Annotated in this window: 23 protein-coding genes; 10 read left to right on the top strand and 13 right to left on the bottom strand. The window is 36.3% G+C overall.

Going from position 1 to position 23,229, the window contains the following annotated elements:
• Positions 1-6: 6 nt before the first annotated feature.
• From ACXX8U_RS08535 to ACXX8U_RS08525, 3 genes are read right to left on the bottom strand one after another with little or no spacing between them, the layout of a single operon-like run.
• Complete coding sequence (locus ACXX8U_RS08535; RefSeq protein WP_166137366.1) at positions 7-339, bottom strand: hypothetical protein; 333 nt, start codon at positions 337-339, stop codon at positions 7-9.
• The gene (locus ACXX8U_RS08530) at positions 339-1,595 is read right to left on the bottom strand and encodes a dihydroorotase (protein WP_458565487.1); all 1,257 of its coding nucleotides are present in this window, start codon (positions 1,593-1,595) and stop codon (positions 339-341) included. Before ACXX8U_RS08530 ends, ACXX8U_RS08535 begins: the two co-directional genes overlap by 1 nt.
• Positions 1,596-1,626: 31 nt before the next feature.
• Positions 1,627-3,549, bottom strand: coding sequence for a vWA domain-containing protein (locus ACXX8U_RS08525; RefSeq protein WP_458565486.1), 1,923 nt, complete (start codon positions 3,547-3,549; stop codon positions 1,627-1,629).
• Between the two features lie 181 nt (positions 3,550-3,730).
• Between ACXX8U_RS08525 and ACXX8U_RS08520 the strand changes: the two genes are divergently transcribed.
• A complete protein-coding gene (locus ACXX8U_RS08520; RefSeq protein WP_458565485.1) occupies positions 3,731-4,843 on the top strand; it encodes a lactonase family protein in 1,113 nt (370 codons plus the stop codon).
• An 80-nt stretch (positions 4,844-4,923) separates the two neighbouring features.
• Here ACXX8U_RS08520 and ACXX8U_RS08515 read toward each other — a convergent pair whose 3' ends face one another.
• The 3 genes from ACXX8U_RS08515 to ACXX8U_RS08505 form a co-directional block, all read right to left on the bottom strand.
• On the bottom strand, positions 4,924-6,276 hold the full coding sequence (locus ACXX8U_RS08515) for a DEAD/DEAH box helicase (protein WP_458565484.1): 1,353 nt from the start codon (positions 6,274-6,276) through the stop codon (positions 4,924-4,926).
• Between the two features lie 65 nt (positions 6,277-6,341).
• Positions 6,342-7,106, bottom strand: coding sequence for a TIGR02757 family protein (locus ACXX8U_RS08510; RefSeq protein WP_458565483.1), 765 nt, complete (start codon positions 7,104-7,106; stop codon positions 6,342-6,344).
• Positions 7,107-7,284: 178 nt separating this feature from the next.
• Entirely contained in the window at positions 7,285-7,971 is a 687-nt protein-coding gene (locus tag ACXX8U_RS08505; protein ID WP_458565482.1) for an ABC transporter ATP-binding protein, read from the bottom strand.
• A gap of 148 nt (positions 7,972-8,119) precedes the next feature.
• On the opposite strand from ACXX8U_RS08505, the gene msrA reads away from it, so the two are divergent.
• Both msrA and ACXX8U_RS08495 read left to right on the top strand, forming a co-directional pair.
• A complete protein-coding gene (msrA, locus tag ACXX8U_RS08500; protein ID WP_458565481.1) occupies positions 8,120-8,767 on the top strand; it encodes a peptide-methionine (S)-S-oxide reductase MsrA in 648 nt (215 codons plus the stop codon).
• 49 nt (positions 8,768-8,816) lie between these two features.
• Positions 8,817-9,113, top strand: coding sequence for a hypothetical protein (locus ACXX8U_RS08495; RefSeq protein WP_458565480.1), 297 nt, complete (start codon positions 8,817-8,819; stop codon positions 9,111-9,113).
• A gap of 13 nt (positions 9,114-9,126) precedes the next feature.
• Here the strand turns inward: ACXX8U_RS08495 and ACXX8U_RS08490 are convergent, their stop codons facing one another.
• The 6 genes from ACXX8U_RS08490 to ACXX8U_RS08465 form a co-directional block, all read right to left on the bottom strand.
• A complete protein-coding gene (locus tag ACXX8U_RS08490; RefSeq protein ID WP_166137394.1) occupies positions 9,127-9,429 on the bottom strand; it encodes a DUF6787 family protein in 303 nt (100 codons plus the stop codon).
• 34 nt (positions 9,430-9,463) lie between these two features.
• Entirely contained in the window at positions 9,464-9,898 is a 435-nt protein-coding gene (locus ACXX8U_RS08485; protein ID WP_458565479.1) for a DUF6146 family protein, read from the bottom strand.
• Positions 9,899-9,991: 93 nt separating this feature from the next.
• Positions 9,992-10,555: a hypothetical protein gene (locus ACXX8U_RS08480; protein WP_458565478.1), complete on the bottom strand. Its 564-nt coding sequence runs from the start codon at positions 10,553-10,555 to the stop codon at positions 9,992-9,994.
• A 98-nt stretch (positions 10,556-10,653) separates the two neighbouring features.
• Positions 10,654-11,604 carry a D-2-hydroxyacid dehydrogenase gene (locus tag ACXX8U_RS08475; RefSeq protein WP_458565477.1) on the bottom strand — a complete coding sequence of 317 codons (951 nt, stop codon included), beginning with the start codon at positions 11,602-11,604 and terminating at the stop codon, positions 10,654-10,656.
• A gap of 170 nt (positions 11,605-11,774) precedes the next feature.
• The gene (serC, locus tag ACXX8U_RS08470; RefSeq protein WP_458565476.1) at positions 11,775-12,845 is read right to left on the bottom strand and encodes a 3-phosphoserine/phosphohydroxythreonine transaminase; all 1,071 of its coding nucleotides are present in this window, start codon (positions 12,843-12,845) and stop codon (positions 11,775-11,777) included.
• A 90-nt stretch (positions 12,846-12,935) separates the two neighbouring features.
• Complete coding sequence (locus ACXX8U_RS08465) at positions 12,936-13,997, bottom strand: acyl-CoA reductase (RefSeq protein ID WP_458565475.1); 1,062 nt, start codon at positions 13,995-13,997, stop codon at positions 12,936-12,938.
• Between the two features lie 134 nt (positions 13,998-14,131).
• Between ACXX8U_RS08465 and ACXX8U_RS08460 the strand changes: the two genes are divergently transcribed.
• Positions 14,132-14,482 carry a 4Fe-4S dicluster domain-containing protein gene (locus tag ACXX8U_RS08460; protein WP_166137409.1) on the top strand — a complete coding sequence of 117 codons (351 nt, stop codon included), beginning with the start codon at positions 14,132-14,134 and terminating at the stop codon, positions 14,480-14,482.
• Positions 14,483-14,618: 136 nt separating this feature from the next.
• Here ACXX8U_RS08460 and ACXX8U_RS08455 read toward each other — a convergent pair whose 3' ends face one another.
• A complete protein-coding gene (locus ACXX8U_RS08455) occupies positions 14,619-17,267 on the bottom strand; it encodes a TonB-dependent receptor (RefSeq protein ID WP_458565474.1) in 2,649 nt (882 codons plus the stop codon).
• 285 nt (positions 17,268-17,552) lie between these two features.
• Here ACXX8U_RS08455 and ychF point away from each other — a divergent pair, with 285 nt between their 5' ends.
• From ychF to ACXX8U_RS08425, 6 genes are all read left to right on the top strand, one after another.
• Positions 17,553-18,647, top strand: coding sequence for a redox-regulated ATPase YchF (gene ychF, locus ACXX8U_RS08450; RefSeq protein ID WP_458565473.1), 1,095 nt, complete (start codon positions 17,553-17,555; stop codon positions 18,645-18,647).
• A gap of 270 nt (positions 18,648-18,917) precedes the next feature.
• Positions 18,918-19,580, top strand: a complete 663-nt coding sequence (locus ACXX8U_RS08445) for a hypothetical protein (RefSeq protein WP_458565472.1) — start codon at positions 18,918-18,920, stop codon at positions 19,578-19,580.
• A gap of 35 nt (positions 19,581-19,615) precedes the next feature.
• A complete protein-coding gene (locus ACXX8U_RS08440) occupies positions 19,616-20,137 on the top strand; it encodes an NADPH-dependent FMN reductase (RefSeq protein WP_458565471.1) in 522 nt (173 codons plus the stop codon).
• A 358-nt stretch (positions 20,138-20,495) separates the two neighbouring features.
• Complete coding sequence (locus ACXX8U_RS08435) at positions 20,496-22,364, top strand: DNA topoisomerase IV subunit B (RefSeq protein WP_458565470.1); 1,869 nt, start codon at positions 20,496-20,498, stop codon at positions 22,362-22,364.
• A gap of 22 nt (positions 22,365-22,386) precedes the next feature.
• The gene (locus ACXX8U_RS08430) at positions 22,387-22,998 is read left to right on the top strand and encodes a hypothetical protein (RefSeq protein ID WP_458565469.1); all 612 of its coding nucleotides are present in this window, start codon (positions 22,387-22,389) and stop codon (positions 22,996-22,998) included.
• A gap of 28 nt (positions 22,999-23,026) precedes the next feature.
• Complete coding sequence (locus tag ACXX8U_RS08425; RefSeq protein ID WP_458565468.1) at positions 23,027-23,206, top strand: hypothetical protein; 180 nt, start codon at positions 23,027-23,029, stop codon at positions 23,204-23,206.
• The last annotated feature ends 23 nt before the right edge of the window (positions 23,207-23,229 follow it).

Here is a 23,229-nt window from a genome sequence, read left to right as displayed (position 1 = left end):
CTTCGTTTATGAAATATTAGAAAGCCATTTTTGGTATAGATTTCCCAACAATGGTAATGGTTTCATTTCGCCTCTTATGGCAGATGTGATCCCGTACGACCACAAAACTAAAATAAAAATCCACATTGGCGCGGAGATCATCATACTATCAAAATTACTAATGATTAGACCTAATGAAAAAAAGGTAAGTGTGAGTCCTAGTCCTTGTCGGATGTGAAATGAGGCAAAGGCACTTTTATCTTCGGAGTTCATTGACATAGCAATAAAAACGCCAATCCCTAAAATATAACTTGTAATCGCGGCCGTTTTTCCTGAATTAGACTGATTTGTTGGTGTCATTATTTGTTTAATATTAATTGTCCTTGGTTTACAATTCCGTATACTTTTCCTTTGATAGCACTACCTAAAAAAGCAGAATTTTTCGATTTTGACAGTATGTTTTTTTTCTGAAAAATAGCATTTCCATCAGGATTGAATAAGCTAAGTGAAGCTTGAGCTCCCTCAGTTATGCTGTGCGAGTCGATGCCAAAAGTAGCTTTTCCAGCGGTTAATTTTTCAATAACTAGCTCTAGTGGAAGCACAGTTAGTAAGCTTGCAAAAGCGCTTTCTAAACCTATCGTTCCGTATTTTGCGCCATCAAATTCCATTTTCTTGTGCTCAATGTCAATCGGATTATGGTCAGAGGTAATCATATCAATGGTGCCATCGTGAATACCTTCCAAAAGAGCTTGTCGGTCAGTTTCGCTACGCAGCGGAGGCAAAACCTTAAAACGGGTATCAAAATCATCAAGCTTTTCATCGGTCAAAACTAAGTTGTGAACAGCAACGCTACAAGTAACCTGCAATCCTTTTGCTTTAGCTTCTTTAATAAATACAACTGATTTTTGAGTAGAAATGGTGGGAATGTGTAACTTTCCGCCTGTGTATTCCGATAAATATAAATTTCGTGCTACTTGCAATTCTTCAGCTAAACTCGGTATTCCCTTTAGACCTAAGCGAGTTGAAACAATTCCTTCATGCACTACACCATGTCCTTTGAGTGTGTTGTCTTGGCAAAAAGCGATCACTAAACCATCAAAATCTTGCACGTATTGCAAAGCGATTTTCAGCAAATTAGCATTTGCAATACTTTTGTTATAATCTCCAAACGCAATTGCTCCTGCGTTTTTCATATCGAACATTTCAGCCATATCAATTCCTTCGCTTCCTTTACTCAATGCGCCAATCGGATAGAGTTCAGTGGCTGCGTTTTTAGCTTTTGAAAGTACGAAGTTGATTTGTGATTGATTGTCAATAACAGGGTTGGTGTTAGGTTGTAAAGCCACGGCTGTGAATCCGCTTTTAGCCGCTACCAAAAGCCCATTGGCTAAAGTTTCTCTTTCTTCAAAACCAGGCTCTCCTAATGAAACGCTGCTGTCAAACCAACCCTGCGAAACGTGTAAATTTTCTAGTTGGAGTTCTTCAATATTATCAGGATTGGCTAATGCCGTTTCTATTTTTTGCAGGAAACCATCAACGATTAAAAGATCAGTAGTCTGGTTGTTGAATGGACTTGTTGGATCAATAATCTTGGCATTTCTGATGATTAATTTCATGATTGTATAAAGTTAAGCAAGGTGTGTGTTGTTATTTTACGAATCGAATTATCGCCATTTCAGTCAGTGCTAGCAATAGCGCAAAGATAGCAAACCATTTCCATATTTGATTATCGGTTCTGTTGGTTTGTAGGGCATCAAAAAAGGATTCAATTGATGATTCAGTGTCAAAATCCGACGCAGCATTTTGGTTGGTTTGAGACAGGTCGCTTTCATTTCGGTTGTAATTAAAGCTGATGTTTTCAATCCACTGTTTTTTATTGTAAATCCTGAAATTTCCGGCTTGTTGCGGATATTCTGTAAAACGCATTTTGACTTTGTTACTCAAAATTTGTTGTACCGGAATAAAGGGTTCGCCGGGACCTTTTACTTCAAGAATAGCATCTTTTGATAAGGTTACAGGTGTAATATGGGGTTGATCGTTACCGATAGTTTGAGCTAAGCTACCATTGGACTGCTGTAAAGTAGCGAGTTTGTAAAAAGTAGGAACAATTAAAGGCGATTGCTGAAAATTAGAATTTTCTGTATTTAAAGGCGCTGCAAATACAGCCAAAGCACCAACTGGATTGATAACTGCCGTTAAAAATGCCGATTGATCTTCATACCATAAAGCCGCAGGATTATTATTTGATAGCTCAAAGTTGCCTTTGGTTTTAGGAAACTGGAAGTTGGTAATTTTCTCTTCAAAAACAGCATTAAAAACCGGATGGTCAAAATTGATTTTGGTAATTTGTTTTTCATTCGCAGCCCAATCAGTCAACTGTAAGTTACTCACTTTTGCTAGAAATGGATTCGTATCCTTTGTATTGGCTGCAGGAATAAGAATAACACTTCCTCCCTTGTTGATAAATGATTGTAATGTTGTACTCAATGCTTGCGGTATGGCATCAATTTCATTTAAGACAATGGCATTTTGCTCTTCGATGCTGTTATAATCCAAAGCAGAAAGTGCGCTATTGCGAAAACTAAATTCGGGAGCGGTGTAAATTCGGGATAAAAATTCGCTTTTCGATTCATCTCCAATGCTCAATACACTTGTTTTTTTCATTTCGGCAATACTAAAATAATAGGTATTGTCATAAGCTAAACCATCGTCGCTGATAGAAGCATAACCATGAAAAGCTTGTTTGGGAATAGTAAACGGAATGGATTGTTTGTTGCCTTTTAGTGTTACTGATGTTTTGGCTATCAATTTATTTTCGTTGTATAAAGCAACCGGAATACGATCCATGTCTGAACCATAGTTTGAAATTTCAACACTTATCTCGTAGAAATTGGAAACGGCTTTTTTGATAAATACACTATCAATGGATACGTTTGTTTTTTGTTCGGCCTCCGGAATTATCAACAATGGGGCTAAGTCTTTCGATACGCTTTTAAGCGCTTTAACGTCTAAATCTACAGCATCGCTGATAATGACAATATCTTTTTTGAAAGCTGATTTTCGGGCTTTGATTTGTGATAAAAGAGCTTTGACATTAAAAGGTGTAGCACTGTAATCTAAATTTTGCAAAGCGTTCGTAATGGTTTTGATATCGGTATTCCAAAAATTCTCTGTATTTGTAAGTAAAGAAAACGTGGTTTGCTCCGGTGCGTGTTCCAATAAATCTTGTACGGCTCGTTTTAATAATTCTCCCTTTTTGCCCTTGGCTTGCATGCTGTAGGAGTTGTCAAGCACTATGTACAATTCGTTATTGGCATTTTTACTGTCTTTGGATTCAAAAAAAGGTTGAGCAAAAGCTAAAATTAAAGTAGTTAAAAGCAAACAGCGACAAGCCAAGAGCAGCCACTTTTTTAAGGTCGAGCTTTTTCTGGATTGAATAGAAAGTGCTTGTAAAAATCGAACATTGGTAAAATATTCTTTTTTAAATCGCCTTAGTTGAAACAGATGCACCACTATAGGTATGAGGAGCAAAAACAGGAAATATAAAAATTCAGGATGTTTAAAATGCATTCGTAAGCGGTGTTTAAAGCTTTGCAAGTCACTTGCAATGGCATTTGTTTACTTTTCGGAATCAAAAATACAAATTTGTGAACAGATTAATGGTATTGCGCTTTTATTTTTCGGCGCTTGATTCAAAGTGTTAAACCTACACAATTAATGCGTATTTTAGCTACTTAATACCATTTAAAACATGAAAAAAATAGTTTTATTTACGGTTGCGTTTCTGTTTTTAGGAGCTACTTATGCACAAAAAAACAAATTGAATTTACTTATAGGTACCTACACGCAAGGGTGTGACAGTAAGGGAATTTATGTTTACGATTTTGATAGCAAGACAGGTGATTTTAATTTGAATAACACTTCGGCTCCAACTGTGAATCCGAGTTTTTTGACAGTTTCTAGTGACAATAAGTATGTTTATGCAGTCAATGAATTTGGAAGTAAAAGTAGCGTTAGTGCTTTTAGTTACGATGCGAGTTCTGCACGGTTGCAATTACTTAATACACAGCCGTCAGAAGGGGCAGATCCTTGTCATATAATTACAGACGGCCCAAATGTGATGGTAGCCAATTACAATGGTGGTAGTATTACTGTTTTTAAAAAGAAATCCGATGGAAGTCTTTCCGCAGCCAATCAAATTATTTCTCACAAAGGCAAAGGTCCAAATATACAGCGACAAGAAGGTCCTCATGTGCATATGTTGCATTTCTCTCCTGATAAAAAGTATGTGCTAGCAACTGATTTAGGTACTGATACCGTGACGCTCTATGCTTACAATCCTAATTCAGAAAAGGATGTTTTTACCCAAACAGCTGTTATTGCTGTAAAATCGGGTAGCGGGCCAAGGCATTTAACCTTCAGTCCTGATGGGAAATACATGTATTTAATACAAGAACTTACTGCTGTTTTGTCCGTTTTTGAATATGGAAACGGTCAATTAAAATTAATTCAAGAAACTTCATTACTTTCTCCAGATTTCAAAGGTAGTTTTAGCGCGGCCGACTTGCATTTTTCTCCGGATGGGAAATTTTTATATGCCTCAAATCGTGGAGAAGCCAATACCATTTCAATTTTTAAAGTCGAAAAAAACGGTTTGTTAAAAGTGCAAGAACATCAAAGCTCATTAGGTAAAGGGCCTCGCAACTTTGTGATTGATCCAAGCGGTAATTTTTTACTGGTTGGACACCAATATACAAATGAAGTGGTTTTTTTTAAACGAAATAAAAAAACAGGAAGTTTAACAGCAACGGGTAAGAAGATTTCGTTAAGCGCACCAGTTTGTTTGGTTTTTACAAAGAAGTAAATAGTTTAAGTAAACAAAAAAAAGCTAAAAATACAATTGCATTTTTAGCCTTTTTTAATGTTATGTAACTAATAAAAGTATTATTTATTGCTGTCTTTCTTCTTTTTAGCTCGCGTTTTTAGCATGTTTCTATTCACTGATCCGTGTGTTTTTTTCTTTGTAACGCCAGGACCTCCGAGATTAACCTTTTTATTTTTCTTGCTTTTTTCCTGAAAAGCACCATCGCCGGCTAGTTTTTGTTTTTTCATCAAAAACTTAATCGGTTGTTTATCTTTTTCAGGTTCGATTAATTTGCTAGAAATCTCGACTGTTTCTGGGAAAGGTTCTAAAGCCAATTCCATATTCATCAATAATTCTACTTCAATCTTTTTTTCTTCTTCGCGAGGAGCTATAAAACTTATTGCTGTGCCTGTTGCATCGGCACGGCCAGTTCTACCAATACGGTGCATGTACAATTCAGGTAGTTCAGGCATTTCAAAATTGACAACATGAGTAATGTTAGAAATATCAAGTCCTCTTGCCATGATATCAGTAGTAATCAAACCACGTAAATTGCCTTCTTGAAAAGAGGCCATAGTGCTCAAACGGTAATTTTGAGACTTGTTGGAGTGAATTACCCCAAATTGACCTTCAAAATCTTCCTCGATTCGCTCGTGTAGTAGATCGGATATTTTTTTATTGTTTACAAATACCAACAAACGACTCATATCTTCCGTTGTCGAAAGTAGGTGTTTTAATAAGTTAACTTTGGTATTAAAATTAGGTACATGATACGTAATTTGTGTAATGTTTTCAAGCGGCGTTCCCGATGCTGAAAGGGTAACTTCTTCAGGATAATCAAAATAATCATTCAAAATAGCATCTACTTCGTCTGTCATTGTAGCCGAGAAGAGAATGTTTTGACGTTTTTTGGGCATCATTGCCAAAATTGCAGTTAGTTGGGTGCGGAAACCCAAGTTGAGCATTTCATCAAATTCGTCAATAACTAATTTTTGCATTTCCTCAAATCGGATCACATTGTCCAAGGTAAGGTCCATGATACGCCCAGGAGTGCCTACAAGAATATCACATCCTTGGTATACAGTAGTTTTTTGGGTATTGATGTTTACACCACCGAAAATACCAATAGTACGAACCGACATGTATTTGGTTAGCTTTTCAACCTCTTCAACTACTTGTACAACCAATTCACGTGTAGGAACCAAAATCACGATTTTTGGCGTATGGCCGGGTGTGAATTTATACAACTTTAATAGAGGTAATAAGTAGGCAAATGTTTTTCCAGTACCTGTTTGTGCAATTCCCATCATATCGCGTCCTGACATAATTACAGAAAAAGTTTTTTCCTGAATTGGAGTTGGAGTGGTAAATCCTAAATCATCAATTGCTTTTTGTACAGATTTAGGGAGTTTGAATTGTTCGAAAGTACTCATTTGCTTAAATTTTGTGCAAAGATAGTCTTTTTACAAGGAATGTAGCAAAGGCAGTTTGTTTTGGATTAAAAGCCTTCAAAAACGCCTAACCCAAACAAAGCAAAATCGTATTTTACAGGATCATTGGGATCAAATTCTCTTAATTTGGTATCTAGCTCGGCTAAGGCTTTGCCATCGTTTTGTTTTCGATTTAAAATACCCAATTTACGTGCTACATTGCCAGAGTGCACATCCAAAGGGCAAGATAGGGCACCGGGTGAAATACTTTTCCAAATGCCTAAATCCACTCCTTTATTGTCTTGTCGAACCATCCAACGGAGGTACATGTTAATGCGTTTGGCTGCCGAATTGTTCAAAGGATCAGAGATGTGTTTTTGTGTGCGTGGCAAATGCGGAATAGAGAAAAACGTTTTCTTGAATTCAGATATGCTTTTTTGCATGGATTGAGCTTCCTGATTTTGCGCAAAAACAGCCTCAAGTCCACCGTGGTTTTTATAAATGTGTTGCAATGATTTTATGAAGCCCATGAAATCTTGCCCGTTGAAGGTGCGGTGCACAAAATTATTGAGGCGTTCTAGATCGCTTTCGCTGTGCGACATTACAAAATCAAAAGGTGCATTACCCATTAAATCGAGCATGCGATGTGAATTTTGAATGATCATTTTGCGGTTGCCCCATGCAATAGTAGCACTCAAAAAGCCTGCAATTTCGATGTCTTCTTTTTGTGAAAAAAGATGCGGAATTTGAACGGGATCACTGTCGATAAAATCAAGAGTGTTGTATTGTATGACTTTTTCGTCTAAAAAATCTTTGAGTTCAGTTGAAGTCATGGTTAAGAGGTAGCTTAATGAAATTAATTACGCATGTTTGGAGCAGTTTTCCTAGCCCAGATAGGAACGGCATCTCCCGATTTTTAAAAAAAAAACAAGGCTTTTTCGGCCGTAGTTTTTTTGATTGGGAATATAGTGGATAGCTGGACATCAAAGATTCAACGTAGCTAATTAGCTCCTAATTACTAATTTGCCCGTCAACCATAATTAATTTTCTGTCGGCCATATTGGCGAGCTCCTCGTTGTGCGTAACGATGACAAAAGTCTGTCCGAATTCGTCACGTAATTTAAAAAATAGCTGGTGCAAATTTTCGGCTGATACGGTATCTAAATTTCCTGATGGCTCATCGGCAAAAATCACAGCTGGTTTGTTGATTAAAGCTCTAGCAACTGCCACACGCTGCTGTTCTCCGCCAGAAAGTGCATTTGGTTTATGATCAATACGGTGCGCTAAACCCAAATAGGTGAGGAGTTTTATTGCTTCGGCCTCGGTTTCTTTTTTTGATTTTTTGGCAATCAAAGCGGGTATGCATACGTTCTCTAGAGCAGTGAACTCGGGTAAAAGTTGATGAAATTGAAAAATAAAACCTAAGTTAAGATTTCTGAATTGTGACAAAGTCGTGTCGTTCATTTTTGTGATATCCTGCCCGTTGATAAGTAATGAGGATTCGCCAGGCGTTGCATGATGCTTGCTTGCCGCAACAGTGGGTTTGTCTAGGGTACCTAACAGTTGTAGCAAAGTTGTTTTTCCAGCTCCTGACGCGCCTACAATCGATACGATTTCACCTTGTTTAATATGTAAATCGACTCCTTTTAGAACGTGTAATTGGTCGTAATATTTATGCAAATTGGTAGCTTGGATCATTTTTTGAAACTGTTTTGACAAAGAAACAAAGATTTTAAGTATTATTAAAAAGATCCTTCGTAATTTTAGTTTAACAAACGATAAACTTTAGTTAATGACAAGGGCAAGACTGTTGCTTATCTTGTAACTTTGATTTAAAAATTACACTATGAAAAAAATGATAGGTGTTTTTTTGGCATTACTTCCTTTTTCATCTTGTGCCAAAGAAAAAGCAGTTTTAGTACCTAAAAGTATAGAGAAGAATAATATGGAAATTCAAAAAGATTGGGATGTTGCCACATTTGCAGGTGGCTGTTTTTGGTGTACCGAAGCGTTATTTTTACAACTAGATGGCGTAACTAAAGTAGTTTCAGGGTACATTGGCGGACGTACATTGAATCCAACTTATCAAGAAATAAGCGGCGGTATGACAGGCCATGCCGAGGCGATTGAAATTACATTTGATCCTAAAAAAATTACCTATGGCGAATTGCTAGAAATATTTTTTGCCACACACGATCCAACAACATTGAACCGTCAAGGTGCCGATTCAGGTACACAATACCGCAGCGAGATTTTTTACCACAATGAGGCCCAAAAACAGTTAGCCACAGATTATATTGCTTTAATGACTAGCGAAAATACTTTTGGAAAGCCGATTGTAACTCAAATTTCGCCGGCTACTGCTTTTTATGTTGCTGAGGATTACCATCAGAATTATTACAATCAAAACAAAACGCAAGGTTATTGCAGTTATGTAATTACTCCTAAAATTGAGAAATTGCAAAAAATGTACAAAGACAAGCTCAAAAAATAATTGGCATTAGATTTGTAACTGCTTTGTGAAATATTAAAAAGTAATACAAATGAATAACCCTGTTGCTGTTCCTGAAACCCAGTCCAAAATGCGTCTTTTGGCTCTGAGTATTATATTTGATGCAATTGGAATGCTGTCTTTTACAATTCCGTTTCTAGGCGAATTTTCAGATGTGATTTGGGCGCCATTCGCTGGTTTTCTAATGACTCGAATGTACAAAGGAACTTTAGGAAAAGTTGGTGGTATTTTGGCATTTGTCGAAGAGGTATTGCCATTCTCTGATTTTGTGCCCACCTTTACACTAGCTTGGCTTTATAAATATGTTATCAAGAAGGAAAACGCCTAATAAGGCGTTTTTTTTATTCTTTTAATAAAAATCCCAAGCCAATACGGCGAAGCATTTTCTTTTCAAATGTCCAAAAGAATTTGAATTGCCCGAATATAAAACCTATCAATACCAATAAAACTTGATAAATTGGGAATACTAACAAGAATCTTAGCGGATAATAACCCCAGCCAAGAGTTTCTTTGGTAATGCCTATCCACACGCATAAAGGCTTAGACAGCCATGCAGAGGCAGAGCCAGTAATAGCGAAAACAATAAAAATTATTGTAAGTTGGTAATTACTTGTAACACCCCAACGTTGTTTGAGTTTATTCATTCTATATTTTTATCTGCTTACAAAGATACTTACATTATCTAATGGGAACAAAACCATAGAGCTGCTGTTTGTAAGTGTTTTGAAAAAAAATCATGTAATTATAAATTAGATAATTTACTTCGTAGCCATAGTTAATGGTTGGGTCGTAATTAATTGTCATTTCATACAAATTAGGATCGAATCGCATAGGCTGTAAAACACGGTTATTCCATTCGGTTATATAGAGACGGTTTTTATTTTCGAGAAAAGATTGGGTATGATAATTTCTTGGCAAAGCATTGCCATTAAGCCAAGCATTAAAACCGGGCTCAATAATGATCACTTCGTATTCGAGCTCCTCATTTGCTATTCTAATGGTATCACTAGCAACATTATTTGATGGAATTTTCACCGCTGTTAATGGCGTAGTTGTAGCACAACTGTACATAATGAGCGCTATTATTCCTAGGATATAGAGACTGCGTTTCATAACTGAAAATTTACCCTAAATTTACAACTATATTCTCTTTTTAGTAAACCATTTGACAAAAAAAAATCACCCAATTGAGTGATTTTTAATATTTTATTTTCCAAATAGTTTTCCGAGTAAACCTCCTAATCCGCCACTTTTTCCTGAAACAGCGGCCATTGCATCACTAACATCTATTTTTCCGTCAGCGTTTTGATCTAGTCCAAACTGCCCGCCGTATTTTGAAACAGCATCCATAATGCTAGAGCCGTTTGCTCCACCTCCTGAGATTGCTGCAATGATATCCGAGATTTGAAAACTACTATCATTTGGATCTTTAGCTTTGTTTACTAATGAACCAAGGATTTGTGGAATTAAGTTTCCTGCCACACCGGCTGCGGTTTCGCTATTAATTCCAAATTTTTGACCTAAGCTTCCTGTGAGTTTTTCGGTTAGTTTTTGAACCACAGGATTGGATGCATTTTGAGCATTGTTACCTTGAAATAGGGATGCTAATTGTTCCACGCCGCCTTCAGAAGCTATTTTTTGTAAGCCAGCAAAAATAGAACCACTTGTTTCTTGAATTACGGCTTCGTTTTGTTCATTTGGAATTGCATTGTTTTTTACAACTGATTCTACTCCAAACTGTTGTGCTAATTGGGTTAATTGTTCTAACATAGGTTTTTGATGTTGTTTAGTTCTCAAAGCTAAATAAAAAAAAGGATTTATTTCATTGAAATAAATCCTTTTTAAATTAGGCCTGAAATCGTATTATGTTATGCCAAAAGGCTGATAATTTGTTGTGCCAATTCTGTACCAATGCGGTCTTGTGCTTCACCAGTTGCGGCACCAATATGTGGTGTTAACGAAATTTTTGGGTGCATTAAAATGCCCATTTCAGGAGTTGGTTCGCTTTCAAAAACGTCTAATCCTGCAAACAATACTTTGCCGCTATCCAAGGCTTTTACCAAAGCTACTTCATCAATTACACCGCCACGCGCGCAGTTTACAATGCCCACTTCATTTTTCATGATGCTCAATTCTTTTTCACCAATAATATAGCCGTCTTGTGCAGGTACGTGAAGAGTTATGAAATCAGCTTCTTTAAAAACACTTTCTAAACTTTGAGATACAATTGTGGTAGTGATTGATTGACCATCAAAAAATGATACCGTAACATCCACTTGAGGAATAAAACTATCCGCTGCAATTACCTTCATGCCTAAGCCCAAAGCCATTTTTGCAGTAGCTTGACCAATGCGGCCAATACCAACAATTCCTAATGTTTTACCTCTAAGTTCAATACCATTTGCGTATGCTTTTTTAAGTCCGTCAAAGTTAGTATCGCCCTCAAGTGGCATATTTCTATTCGAGTCATGTAAGAAACGTACTCCAGAGAATAGATGTGCAAATACCAATTCTGCAACCGATTCTGATGACGAAGCTGGTGTGTTAATCACATGAATGCCTTTGCTTTTAGCGTAATCCACATCAATATTATCCATTCCTACGCCACCACGACCAATGATTTTTAGTCCCGGACAAGCATCAATAATATCCTTACGAACTTTGGTTGCACTACGTACCAAAACCACGCTCACATTATTTTCATTCACAAAATTAGCTACTTGCTCTTGAGCTACTTTGGTTGTAATTACTTCAAATCCGCCTTGCTCCAAGGCAAGAATTCCGCTTTTTGAAATTCCGTCGTTTGCTAATACTTTCATTTTTTTATATTTTAAGAATCCTAAACGATTCTCTAGTTATTTATCTTATCAGAAGCTATTTCCCGCTTTCCATTGCAATCTTTTATGTTTTTAAAGAAAAAACATAAAAGGATTTCCATTACAATCGGGGCTAGAGCCTATTGCTTTTGTAGTTCGTTTTTTTTTGGCTTTTACACTTTCGTTTCTAAAGCTTTCATTACATCAACTAAAACTTGTACGCTTTCAAGAGGTAATGCGTTGTACATAGAGGCACGGTAACCACCTACACTGCGGTGACCTGGTAGTCCAGAGATCCCAGCTGCTTTCCACATTTCATCAAAAATTGGGGCATGCGCCTCATCATTCAATAAAAAAGTAGCATTCATTGCTGATCTATCAGCGACTGCAGCGGCGCCTTTGAACAATGGGTTACGATCAATTTCTGAATACAATAAATCCGCTTTAGCGTTATTTTGCTTTTCAATAGCTGCAATTCCACCTAAATTTTTTAACCATTGCAAGGTTAATAATGAGGTGTACACCGGGAAAACAGGCGGTGTATTGTACATGCTTTCGGCTTTAATATGTTTGCTGTAATCCAACATGCTTGGAATCTCGCGTCCACTTTTCCCTAGGATTGATTCTTTTACAACAACAAGTGTAGTTCCAGCAGGTCCCATGTTTTTTTGTGCGCCTGCATAAATCAAATCAAATTGAGAAAAGTCTAATACTCTCGAGAAAATATCCGAACTCATATCGCACACTACCGGCACTTCAGTATTTGGAAAAGTTTTCATTTGTGTACCAAAAATGGTATTGTTGCTCGTGCAGTGAAAATAATCGGCATCAGTAGGAATGCTGTAACCTGTTGGAATGTGGTTATAATTGTCGTCTTTTGATGATCCTACGACTACGGTTTCACCAAATAGTTTGGCTTCTTTGATAGCGCCTGCTGCCCAAGTACCTGTATCTAAATAGGCAGCTTTTCCCCCTACTTTCATTAAATTATAAGGAGCCATAACAAATTCTAAACTTGCTCCTCCTGCTAAAAATAAGGCTTGGTAGCCTTTTCCTTCAAGGCCTAACAATTCAAGTACTAAGGCTCTTGCTTGGTCCATTACGGCTACGAAGTCTTTACTTCGGTGTGAAATTTCTAAAAGTGAAAGTCCAGAGTTGTTAAAATTAAGGATGGCTTGTGCTGATTTTTCGAAAACTTCTTGCGGTAAAATGCAAGGTCCTGCGCTGTAGTTGTGATTTTTCATGGTGTAGTTTATATCCAAAAAATTAAAGTGCAAATTTCGGCAATACTTGCTTAATAAGGACTATTTAATTCGGAATAATTACACTTTTTTCTACGGCAAACTTGTTAAAAATGAAATTGTATCGATGTTATCTGCGTAATTCCACAATCGCGGATTTTGAGTTTCGCCAAAGGCGACACTGTTTTCAATCAAATTATCTGATACAATGCACTGTAGTAGGTCTTTTTCGTTTTCTAAACGATTTTTGAGTTCATCTAGGTTGTCGTAAAATTCATAAAACACACTCGAAATTGGAGAGGCATGACTCACATCTTCTTTAATGGTCAAAAAGCCATTGTCAAGTAATTTAAAATTGCTCATCAAGAAAACGGCCTTGTTGTAATCGTAATTATTGGCGTATTTCTCGTAATGAATCACATCTTGGTAGGCAAAAATTGCTTCAAAAAACGGAACAAACGAGTAGTCTTTTGGAACAAACAGTTTAGAAACGTTACGGCAGCCCAAACCAAAATACCTAAAAATATCTTCGCCCAATGCATGGAGTTGTGCTGCAGTTTCGTTACCGGTTAATACGGCTACCGAATTGCGGCTTTTTCTGATGATGGCTGGTTTTTCTTTAAAATAATATTCAAAGTAACGCGCTGTATTGTTACTTCCAGTTGCAATTACAGCATCAAAATTTTCTAATTTGCCTTCAACGAAAGCAATTTTAGTAGCTAATTCAGGCTCAATTGCAATGAGGTATTTGGCTAAAAAAGGCAATAAATGTTGGTCGTTTGAAGAGGTTTTAACAACCACATTATGGCCACAAATTAAAACTGATAAAAAGTCATGAAAACCAACCAGCGGAATATTTCCTGCCAATATTAAGGCAATGGTTTTCGGTTGTTGATGCTCAATTTCATAGGATTCTAACCACTGATCTAAATTTTCAGAAGTTAATGCTTGTGCCCATGAATTAATGGCATAGTACACATTCTCGGGAGTGTACCAGCCGTTGTGACTTTGCGACAACTGAATCAAATCATGAAACGAGTCAAAAAAAGTATCATTATGCAAAACTGCATCATTTTTTGAGGTGTTGTTGGCTGTAAATTGCCCGAGAAATTTACCTAATGCAACAAAAATACTTTTTTTTGTTTCTAATGTCATAATGTTTGCTTATGAATTGTTTTGATTGTAATTTTGCACAAAAATAAGCATAAATATGTCTAAAGTCAAAGGTCTAGCGTTCAAAAGAAATTGATCGTTGCCAACAGACCGTCAGACTTTAAAAATTATATATCATGGCAATTATTATAACAGACGAGTGCATCAATTGTGGGGCCTGCGAACCAGAGTGCCCAAATACAGCAATTTATGAAGGTGCAGATGATTGGAGGTACAAGGATGGAACTAAATTATCGGGTACGATTATTCTTCCTGATGGAACTGAAGTAGATGCCGAGGCGGCTCAAACTCCAATTTCTGATGAGGTGTACTACATCGTTCCTGGAAAATGTACGGAGTGTAAAGGATTTCATGACGAGCCACAGTGTGCAGCAGTTTGTCCTGTTGATTGTTGTGTGCCTGATGATAACCACGTAGAAAGCGAAGAAACATTGTTAAATAGACAAGCTTTTTTACACAACGAATAGTAACTTTTTATTGTAAATCATAAAAAAAACCTGAGATATTCTCAGGTTTTTTTTTGTGGTTATTATTTTGCATAAGTGCAGAAAAAAAAGGACCATCTTGCGATAGTCCTTTTTGTGTGATATGGATATTTTAAAATTAGAATTTGTAGTTCAAAGATAAATTGAACATAGTTCCTAATTGACTAAAGTGGTATCCATCATAAGTCATTTGAGAGTAACGTTGGTTAAATGTGATCAAGTTAGATTGTGTTTTAACTTGTGCTGGGTCATTTAAGATCGCTACACCTGCTGCATTTTCAGCTTTGAAATTCCATTCTGGCAAAACATTCAAAAGGTTATTTACATTTAAAGCTAAAGTTAATTTATCAGTAGCAGAGAACGTAACTCCTAAATCAGTAACAATTTTTGGTGTAAACTCAGTTCTTAAGTTTGCATTCATACCATCTTGTTTGAAAGTTGATTTTCCGAAATAGGTGTTATTCAAAGAAAAACCAAATTTGCCAATTTCATAGTTTGCTCCTAAAATCCATTTAGTTTCTGGTCTTGAAGTGAACATCAATGCATCTAGAGTTGCTCCAAATGAATTGTTTGTTACAGGAGAAATTCTTTCATTTTGGAAAGTCACGTTACCAGATAAATTGAATCCTAATTTTCCTTCTCCAAGTAGAATGTTACTGTAGTTTGTCACAACATCTAAACCTGCTGTTCTTGAATCAAATGAATTAGAGAAGTAAGCGATGTTACCAAATTGAGTGTCTTGTCTGTCACCTAAAACAATTCTGTCTTTAACTTTAATATTGTAGTAGTCTACCGTAAGGCTAAAGTTTTTAGAAGGTTTAGCGCCAAAACCAATAGTAATGTTAGTAGATTTTTCAGCATCTAGTTGCGGTACACCCAAAATACGTGCTTGTGGTGAAACGTTATTGATGATACCACTTACTTGAATTCCTTGACCAGCTACAAAAGAATATTGTGCTTTTTGAGTATAAATCTGGTGCAAAGTTGGTGCTCTGAAACCTGTAGACACAGATCCTCTAAAAGTAATTTTGTCATCTAAAAATTTATATCTAGAGCTAATTTTCCAAACTGTAGCTCCACCAAAATCGCTATAATCTTCGTAACGAAGTGTTCCATTAATTAAGAAATCTTCGGTAACGTCATAAGCTAAATCAAAGTAAGCTCCTAAATTGTAACGGTTCCATTTCCCAGAGTTTTCAGGTCTGTTTCCTGCAAATGAGTCAGCACCAATTCCGTCCCAAGATGCTTTGTCGCCTTCTGTTACTTCAAAAGTTTCTGTTCTAATTTCTGATCCAAATCCAATACTAACTTGGTCAGATAAGTTTTTAGAAATATCTAAGTTACCCACAATATGATTGAAAGAAGTTCCTCCAGGCTTGAATGTGATAGGGCTATTCTCTAAGTAAACATTGTTACCATCTTCATCTTGAATGTCAGAACGGTTAAATGAATTTTCTACACTGTACGTCTGAGAGTTTCCTCCAACAGTAATACTTGCGTCAGTATTCCAACCATTTTTCACAGCTTTGTAACCTAATGTTGCGTTGTAATCGTTCAAATCTCCTGTGAAAGTAGGTACATAACCTTTGTAAGAAGCTGCAGTTCCGTTTCCGAAGAAATCAGCTAAGAAAGGATAATCAGCCAAAGTTCTCCAATATGGTGTTCTGTAGTTGGCAAATGAATTTACTTTTTTGTAAACATAAGCCGCATTATAGTACAGTGAAGTGTCATCAGATAATCCAAATCCACCATTAACTAAAAATTTAGCAGCAGCAGTTTCAGGTGATCCATTGATGTTTCCTGCATCTGGTTTTAATGCTAAAAACGATTGTACATCTGCTAGTGATGCTCCAAAATCAGCTGCTTCTCCAGCCGCATCTACTTTACCGGGTCTGTTAGCAAGGTTTACTTTAGAAAAATCTACTGTATAGTTGATGAATCCTTTTTCACCTACCTCAGAACCGTTATTTAAGCTAATACCGATCATTTCACCATCGCCTTCTGAAGTCATTCCGCTTCTCATAGTTACCGATGGGCCATTTGTGTTTTTCTTTAAGATGATGTTCATTACACCCGCAATCGCATCAGAGCCGTACTGTGCAGAAGCACCATCACGTAAAATCTCTACTTTTTCAATTGCGTCAGTAGGAATTGCTGATATGTCAGATCCTGTTTCACCGCGTCCTGGAGAAGTCTGTACATATAATAAAGAACTTAAGTTTTTTCTTTTACCGTTAATTAAGATCAACGTTCTACTTGGTCCCATGTTTCTAATCTCATACGGGTCAAGTAAAGAAGTTGCATCATTAACAGGAGTTTGCACTGTGTTAAATGACGGGATTTTGTACTGTAACGCTTTGTCAAAAGTAGCTTGTCCTGTTGAAGTTAAGTCTTTTGAAGACAATACGTCTATAGGTAATGCTGAAGTAGTGTTGCTTCGAGGAGCTGTTCTAGTTCCTGTTACTACAACTTCATTTAAATTTTGCCCACCTTCTTCAGACATAACCACATTAATTGTGGCTTCAGTAGCGGCTCTTTCTACTTTATTAAAGCCCACGTAACTAAATACGAGAGTTGCGCCATCTTTTACTTTGATCTTGTACGAACCATCAGTATCTGTCGATACTCCGTTTTGCGTTCCCTTTTCAACAATATTTACTCCTGGGAGTGTGTTGCCGCTGTTGTCTTTTACAACTCCCGAAACCTGCTTCTGTGCGAAGGCAAAGGAGATGTTTAATAGAATTAATAAAAATGCGAATTTTTTCATAATACGTTGTGATTTTTTTGGTTTGATTAGAATTTGGTTGCAAGATATATATCTTTTAACAAAACATTAGTATCAAATTTTGATTTTTTTTCGATTTTAACAGTTCTTACTGTTTTAAGCCTTCTATTGCGTATTGAAAACCTATTTTAAAATGGTATATTTGCCAACTTTTAGCAACAAGCCACCTTCTTTATTTTTGTAACGTGGTCTAAAAGAGTAAAATCAATTAATGGCATTGCCAGTAACAAGTGGCAAGTCTCTTTATTATAGAAAAAGTATTTACACATGAAAGCAGGAATTGTAGGGTTACCTAATGTTGGAAAATCAACTTTGTTCAATTGTTTGTCAAACGCAAAAGCGCAAAGTGCTAACTTTCCTTTTTGTACCATTGAACCAAATATTGGTGTGGTAAACGTTCCCGATCCCAGAATTAACAAACTAGAAGAATTGGTAAAGCCAGAGCGCGTAATAATGGCGACTGTAGATATCGTTGATATTGCAGGTTTGGTAAAAGGCGCTAGTAAAGGCGAAGGTTTAGGAAATCAATTTCTTGGAAATATTAGAGAGTGTAATGCAATTATTCACGTTTTACGTTGTTTTGATAACGATAATATTGTTCACGTAGATGGCAATGTAAACCCAATTCGCGACAAAGAAACTATTGATATCGAGTTGCAGTTAAAAGATTTAGAAACTGTTGAAAAACGTTTAGAAAAAGTAAATCGTGCTGCAAAAACAGGTAATAAAGAAGCGCAAACTGAAAAAGCGCTTTTAGATCGCATTCGTGAAGCTTTATTGCAAGCAAAATCAGCGCGAACAATTGTTCCTCAAAGCAATGATGAAGAGGTTTTGATGGAAGCTTTTCAATTGATCACCGCAAAACCAGTATTGTACGTTTGTAATGTTGACGAAAGCTCTGCTGTAAACGGAAACAAATATGTAGACCAAGTAAAAGAATTGGTTAAAGATGAAGATGCCGAGGTAATTATTCTTTCAGTAGGAGCCGAGGCTGATATTACAGAATTAGAAAGCTATGAAGAGCGTCAGGTTTTCCTTGAAGATATGGGACTTGAGGAGCCGGGAGCATCTGTTTTGATTCGTGCTGCCTACAAGTTGCTAAAACAACAAACTTATTTCACTGCAGGTGTAAAAGAGGTTCGCGCTTGGACCATTAATATTGGTTCAACTGCACCGCAGGCAGCAGGAGTAATTCACACCGATTTCGAAAAAGGTTTCATCCGTGCCGAGGTGATTTCTTACGAGGATTATGTAACTTACGGTTCAGAAGCTAAATGTAAAGAAGCTGGGAAATTTAAAGTAGAAGGCAAAGAATATGTTGTAAAAGATGGTGATGTAATGCACTTTAGATTTAACGTCTAGTTTTTACAAGTAAAAATAGAAAAGTCGAAAGTTAGAAATAGCTTTCGACTTTTTTTTTGAACCCAATCCCGCTTTCCGCTTCAAGATTTTCAGCTAAAGTCACTTTTTCTAAGCCCTAAAAGGAGCTTCCGGTGGTCGCTCTTTTAGTGCAAGAAAAAATAGTGACTTTATCTAAAAATGCTTTTCGCTGCAATCGGGGGTAATTTTGTAATCTTTCTAATTCCGATTCAATTATAAATTGTAAATTCACTTTAATTTTAAGTGGTTCAAATGAAGCAATTTCTGTTAATAGCAATATCTTTACTTGTTTTTTCTTGTAAAAAAGCAAATTTTCCAGCAGATGAGAATGTTTTGTATTACGAACAACCACAGCCAATTCATGATGCTGAATTGTCTCAAATTCCATTTAAGTTTAGAGGTTCTTTTGTAAATTCAGACTCTGTACACTTAATGATTTCTGAAAAAATGATTCGTAGAGAATTTGATAGAAAATTTAAAATTCACAAAACACAGTTGGACTCTTTAAAACAAGAATTTGATTTTAAGAACGACAAATACTTTTTCAAAGGCGATGACCGTGCTTTTATTGCCAAAAGCATTGGTGATTCTATTGAGTTTATTCACACGGAAATAGATACTGTTTTTGTTTTCTCAAACACACAAAAAGCAAAAAGATTTAATGGAAAATTAGTACTGAACTACAAGGATTCATTGTACTGGGCAGTAAATACTATTGACTTAGCAAAAAATGTGCTGCACTGGAAAACATTAGGCACCCAAGACGATGTTAGACGAATGGATTCACTAACTCAAAGAAAATCAATTCTCATTGATTCTTTAACTTACTTGTCAAAACCAACACGAAATGAATTCAAAACCTTCATTAACTTAAAACGGTTACAATCAGATGAAGTGTTTGAAAAAATCAAATAATTAAAAGTTACTTTATTCATACACAAACCAATCCCATGAAAATAATCGCTTTTGGCGCTAGCAACAGTAAAAATTCAATTAATAAACACTTGGCAACTTATGCGGCAAGTTTGTTTAGTGCAACTGAAGTACAAGTTATAGATTTAAACGATTATCAAATGCCGCTTTTTAGCGTTGATTTAGAAGCCGAAATTTGGCAGCATGAACTAGCTAAAGCCTTTATAAAAGCGCTTTCTACAGCTAATTTACTAGTGGTGTCAATGGCAGAGCACAACGGTAATTATTCTGCGGCCTTTAAAAATATTTACGATTGGTGTTCTCGAATTACTCCAAAAGTTTTTCAGGACAAACCCATGCTATTGCTGGCTACCTCGCCGGGAGCACGCGGTGGCGCTTCGGTTTTAGAAATTTCCAAAAATGCTTTTCCGCGTTATGGAGCTGATGTGAAAGCAACTTTTTCGTTACCTAGTTTTAATGACAATTTCGATCTTGAAAAAGGCGTGATTACAAATGAAGTATTGGATGCGGAATTGAGAAAATTGATTTCTCTTTTTTAATTCCAAATATTGGCTAAATAGCAAATTAAATAAACTCGTCTCATTACCCCCGACAGCAGCGGCATCCTTGTGACGGTGGCATTTATGCCGGTACAAGATACAGCGAATGGCGGGAGCGAGTGTCTTTAAAAGAGGACTGCTGTGGTCCTAAATAAAAAAAAACTAAGGCTTTTATTGTAAAGTAAATTCGGACTCTGATTTCAAAATTGTTGGTGGAGTTTCGTTGTCAATATCATTTTTAATAACTTTGCTTGCATCTGCTTTTTATATAGTTTGAGATGCATTATATTAGCGCTTTCGAGGGCTAGGCGGATAGCGAAGGCCTAACTGAACGAAGTTAAAATCCACAATTTTTACCATGTCCAATCAAAATCAATATACCGAAGATAATATTCGGTCACTCGACTGGAAAGAGCACATTCGTATGCGTCCCGGGATGTATATCGGGAAATTAGGTGATGGCTCCTCGCCAGATGACGGTATTTATATTTTATTAAAAGAAGTTCTTGACAACTGTATCGATGAGTTTGTCATGGGTTCGGGCAAAACGATTGAGGTGACTATTCGTGACAAAACGGTTTCGGTACGTGATTACGGTCGCGGAATTCCGTTGGGTAAGGTCGTTGATGTGGTTTCGAAAATGAATACAGGTGGTAAATACGACTCTAAAGCGTTCCAGAAATCGGTTGGTTTGAACGGTGTGGGTACTAAGGCTGTCAATGCGTTGTCGAACTATTTTAGGGTAGAATCAGTTCGAGATGACAAGCAAAAAGCCGCTGAGTTTTCGGCTGGAAATTTGGTCCTTGAAGAAGATATCATTGATACCACCAAGCGTAAAGGAACGAAAGTAACTTTTACGCCTGATGAAACCATTTTTAAGAATTATAAATTCCGAATGGAATACGTGGTCAAAATGGTCAAAAACTATTGTTACTTAAACAATGGTTTGACGATTATTTTTAATGGTGAAAAATACATTTCGGAAAACGGACTTCGTGATTTGTTAGAAGAAACGATCAATGTTGAAGACCAAGAATATCCAATTATTCATCTTAAAGAACACGATATCGAAATTGCGCTTACTCATAGTAAAACGCAGTACAGTGAGGAATACCACTCGTTTGTAAACGGTCAAAACACCACACAAGGAGGTACGCACTTAGCAGCCTATCGGGAGGCTATTGTAAAAACCATTCGTGAGTTTTACAACAAAAACTTTGAAGCTTCAGATGTTCGGAAATCTATTGTGAGTGCTATTAGTATTAAGGTAATGGAGCCGGTATTTGAGTCGCAGACGAAAACCAAATTGGGTTCCACAGATATGGGATCAGATGATGGTACGCCGCCAGTTTCAGTTCGTACTTTTGTTAATGATTTTATCAAAAATAAGTTAGATAACTATTTACATAAAAATCCACCCACGGCAGAAGCGTTATTGCGTAAAATTTTGCAGGCAGAGCGTGAGCGTAAAGAATTATCTGGAATTAGAAAACTAGCTACAGATCGTGCTAAAAAAGCCAACCTGCACAATAAAAAATTAAGAGACTGTCGTGCGCATTTGCCTGATACTAAAAACCCAAGAAACTTAGAAAGTACGCTTTTTATAACTGAGGGGGATTCGGCTTCGGGATCTATTACCAAGTCGCGCGATGTGAATACACAAGCCGTGTTTAGTTTGCGTGGAAAGCCGTTGAACTCCTACGGAATGAGTAAAAAAATTGTTTACGAAAACGAAGAATTCAACTTGCTTCAAGCCGCCTTAGATATTGAGGACGGTCTCGAAAAGTTGCGTTACAACAACATTGTAATCGCTACCGATGCCGATGTCGATGGAATGCACATTCGATTATTATTGATTACCTTTTTCTTGCAATTTTTCCCAGAATTAATTAAAGAAGGGCATTTGTATATTTTGCAAACGCCATTGTTTAGGGTTCGAAACAAGAAGGAAACCATTTATTGTTACTCTGAAGAAGAGCGAAAAGATGCCATCGAAAAACTAAAACCAAAACCAGAAATCACACGATTTAAAGGATTAGGTGAGATTTCACCAGATGAGTTCAAGAATTTCATTGGAGAAACCATTCGTTTAGATCCTATTATGATGGATAAAAATACGTCGATTGAGCAGTTACTTTCCTTTTATATGGGCAAAAATACGCCAGATCGACAAGAGTTTATTATCAAGAACTTGAAGGTGGAGTTGGATGCTTTGGTAGAGGAGTGATTTTAATTAGGATATTTAGTTTATGCGGAGAATAATATTTTTTGTTGCTATTTTATTATTGGTTTGTTGTAAAAATGAAAATGGACAGCAACAATTGGAGTCGGAAGGGATTCCTATTGAAAAATCAATTAGTAAAATAATTAATAAAAGAGATTTTCCAATAAAGAAGTTCTCTAAGATTGAATTGGTTTCTTATTATAACAGAGTAGTTTGGGATACTATAAAATATAAGGACGAGTCAACTTCATATAAAGCACTAGTTGATAATTATAAACTTACTTTTGATAGTACAATGATACAAGAGAGAGTAGTTTTAAATAGAAGCCAAGAGAAAGAGCTTATTAATCTGTTGATAAGTGATACTTGTATTCCCCAAGAGATGGAAGCTGGGTGTTATAATCCAAGGCATATGATATTGTTTAGAGATGAAAAGAATAGAATTATTGGTTACAATGAGTTTTGTACGAGTTGTATTGGTTCAAGAAATTCAAGAAATTTGGAAGGATTTCAAAAATATTGTTATGCTGATATGGCTGAGCTTTTTCGAAAATTTGGAATAAAACTTTTTGTGGAATATGGAGATGGAAATGGAGCAAAAGAATATAATTTTTTTAAAAGCAAAGGTTTTAACTAATTGACAAACATTAATTAAAAAAGGAAGTATGAACAAAATTACTCTAATATTAGGCTCAATTTTTACTCTAGCTGTTTCAGTATTATTTTTCATTAATTTATCAAATGATCATAAAGAGTGCGGCAAAATCGTTAAAAATCACGTTGATGCAAAAGGAAAGAAAGTAGAAGTTGTGGAACATATCTGTAAGGAGAACTATTCTTTTTAGCTGGATAAGATAAAAAAAATATA

Source organism: Flavobacterium sp. GNP001 (assembly GCF_054343775.1).
This window is presented reverse-complemented; position numbering and strand designations above follow the sequence as displayed.

What these genes read in the sequence shown, in the direction of transcription:
- ACXX8U_RS08535 (WP_166137366.1), bottom strand. Translation starts at nt 339, where the DNA reads ATGACACCAACAAATCAGTCTAATTCAGGAAAAACGGCCGCGATTACA.
- ACXX8U_RS08530 (WP_458565487.1), bottom strand. Translation starts at nt 1,595, where the DNA reads ATGAAATTAATCATCAGAAATGCCAAGATTATTGATCCAACAAGTCCA.
- ACXX8U_RS08525 (WP_458565486.1), bottom strand. Translation starts at nt 3,549, where the DNA reads ATGCATTTTAAACATCCTGAATTTTTATATTTCCTGTTTTTGCTCCTC.
- ACXX8U_RS08520 (WP_458565485.1), top strand. Translation starts at nt 3,731, where the DNA reads ATGAAAAAAATAGTTTTATTTACGGTTGCGTTTCTGTTTTTAGGAGCT.
- ACXX8U_RS08515 (WP_458565484.1), bottom strand. Translation starts at nt 6,276, where the DNA reads ATGAGTACTTTCGAACAATTCAAACTCCCTAAATCTGTACAAAAAGCA.
- ACXX8U_RS08510 (WP_458565483.1), bottom strand. Translation starts at nt 7,106, where the DNA reads ATGACTTCAACTGAACTCAAAGATTTTTTAGACGAAAAAGTCATACAA.
- ACXX8U_RS08505 (WP_458565482.1), bottom strand. Translation starts at nt 7,971, where the DNA reads ATGATCCAAGCTACCAATTTGCATAAATATTACGACCAATTACACGTT.
- msrA (WP_458565481.1), top strand. Translation starts at nt 8,120, where the DNA reads ATGAAAAAAATGATAGGTGTTTTTTTGGCATTACTTCCTTTTTCATCT.
- ACXX8U_RS08495 (WP_458565480.1), top strand. Translation starts at nt 8,817, where the DNA reads ATGAATAACCCTGTTGCTGTTCCTGAAACCCAGTCCAAAATGCGTCTT.
- ACXX8U_RS08490 (WP_166137394.1), bottom strand. Translation starts at nt 9,429, where the DNA reads ATGAATAAACTCAAACAACGTTGGGGTGTTACAAGTAATTACCAACTT.
- ACXX8U_RS08485 (WP_458565479.1), bottom strand. Translation starts at nt 9,898, where the DNA reads ATGAAACGCAGTCTCTATATCCTAGGAATAATAGCGCTCATTATGTAC.
- ACXX8U_RS08480 (WP_458565478.1), bottom strand. Translation starts at nt 10,555, where the DNA reads ATGTTAGAACAATTAACCCAATTAGCACAACAGTTTGGAGTAGAATCA.
- ACXX8U_RS08475 (WP_458565477.1), bottom strand. Translation starts at nt 11,604, where the DNA reads ATGAAAGTATTAGCAAACGACGGAATTTCAAAAAGCGGAATTCTTGCC.
- serC (WP_458565476.1), bottom strand. Translation starts at nt 12,845, where the DNA reads ATGAAAAATCACAACTACAGCGCAGGACCTTGCATTTTACCGCAAGAA.
- ACXX8U_RS08465 (WP_458565475.1), bottom strand. Translation starts at nt 13,997, where the DNA reads ATGACATTAGAAACAAAAAAAAGTATTTTTGTTGCATTAGGTAAATTT.
- ACXX8U_RS08460 (WP_166137409.1), top strand. Translation starts at nt 14,132, where the DNA reads ATGGCAATTATTATAACAGACGAGTGCATCAATTGTGGGGCCTGCGAA.
- ACXX8U_RS08455 (WP_458565474.1), bottom strand. Translation starts at nt 17,267, where the DNA reads ATGAAAAAATTCGCATTTTTATTAATTCTATTAAACATCTCCTTTGCC.
- ychF (WP_458565473.1), top strand. Translation starts at nt 17,553, where the DNA reads ATGAAAGCAGGAATTGTAGGGTTACCTAATGTTGGAAAATCAACTTTG.
- ACXX8U_RS08445 (WP_458565472.1), top strand. Translation starts at nt 18,918, where the DNA reads ATGAAGCAATTTCTGTTAATAGCAATATCTTTACTTGTTTTTTCTTGT.
- ACXX8U_RS08440 (WP_458565471.1), top strand. Translation starts at nt 19,616, where the DNA reads ATGAAAATAATCGCTTTTGGCGCTAGCAACAGTAAAAATTCAATTAAT.
- ACXX8U_RS08435 (WP_458565470.1), top strand. Translation starts at nt 20,496, where the DNA reads ATGTCCAATCAAAATCAATATACCGAAGATAATATTCGGTCACTCGAC.
- ACXX8U_RS08430 (WP_458565469.1), top strand. Translation starts at nt 22,387, where the DNA reads ATGCGGAGAATAATATTTTTTGTTGCTATTTTATTATTGGTTTGTTGT.
- ACXX8U_RS08425 (WP_458565468.1), top strand. Translation starts at nt 23,027, where the DNA reads ATGAACAAAATTACTCTAATATTAGGCTCAATTTTTACTCTAGCTGTT.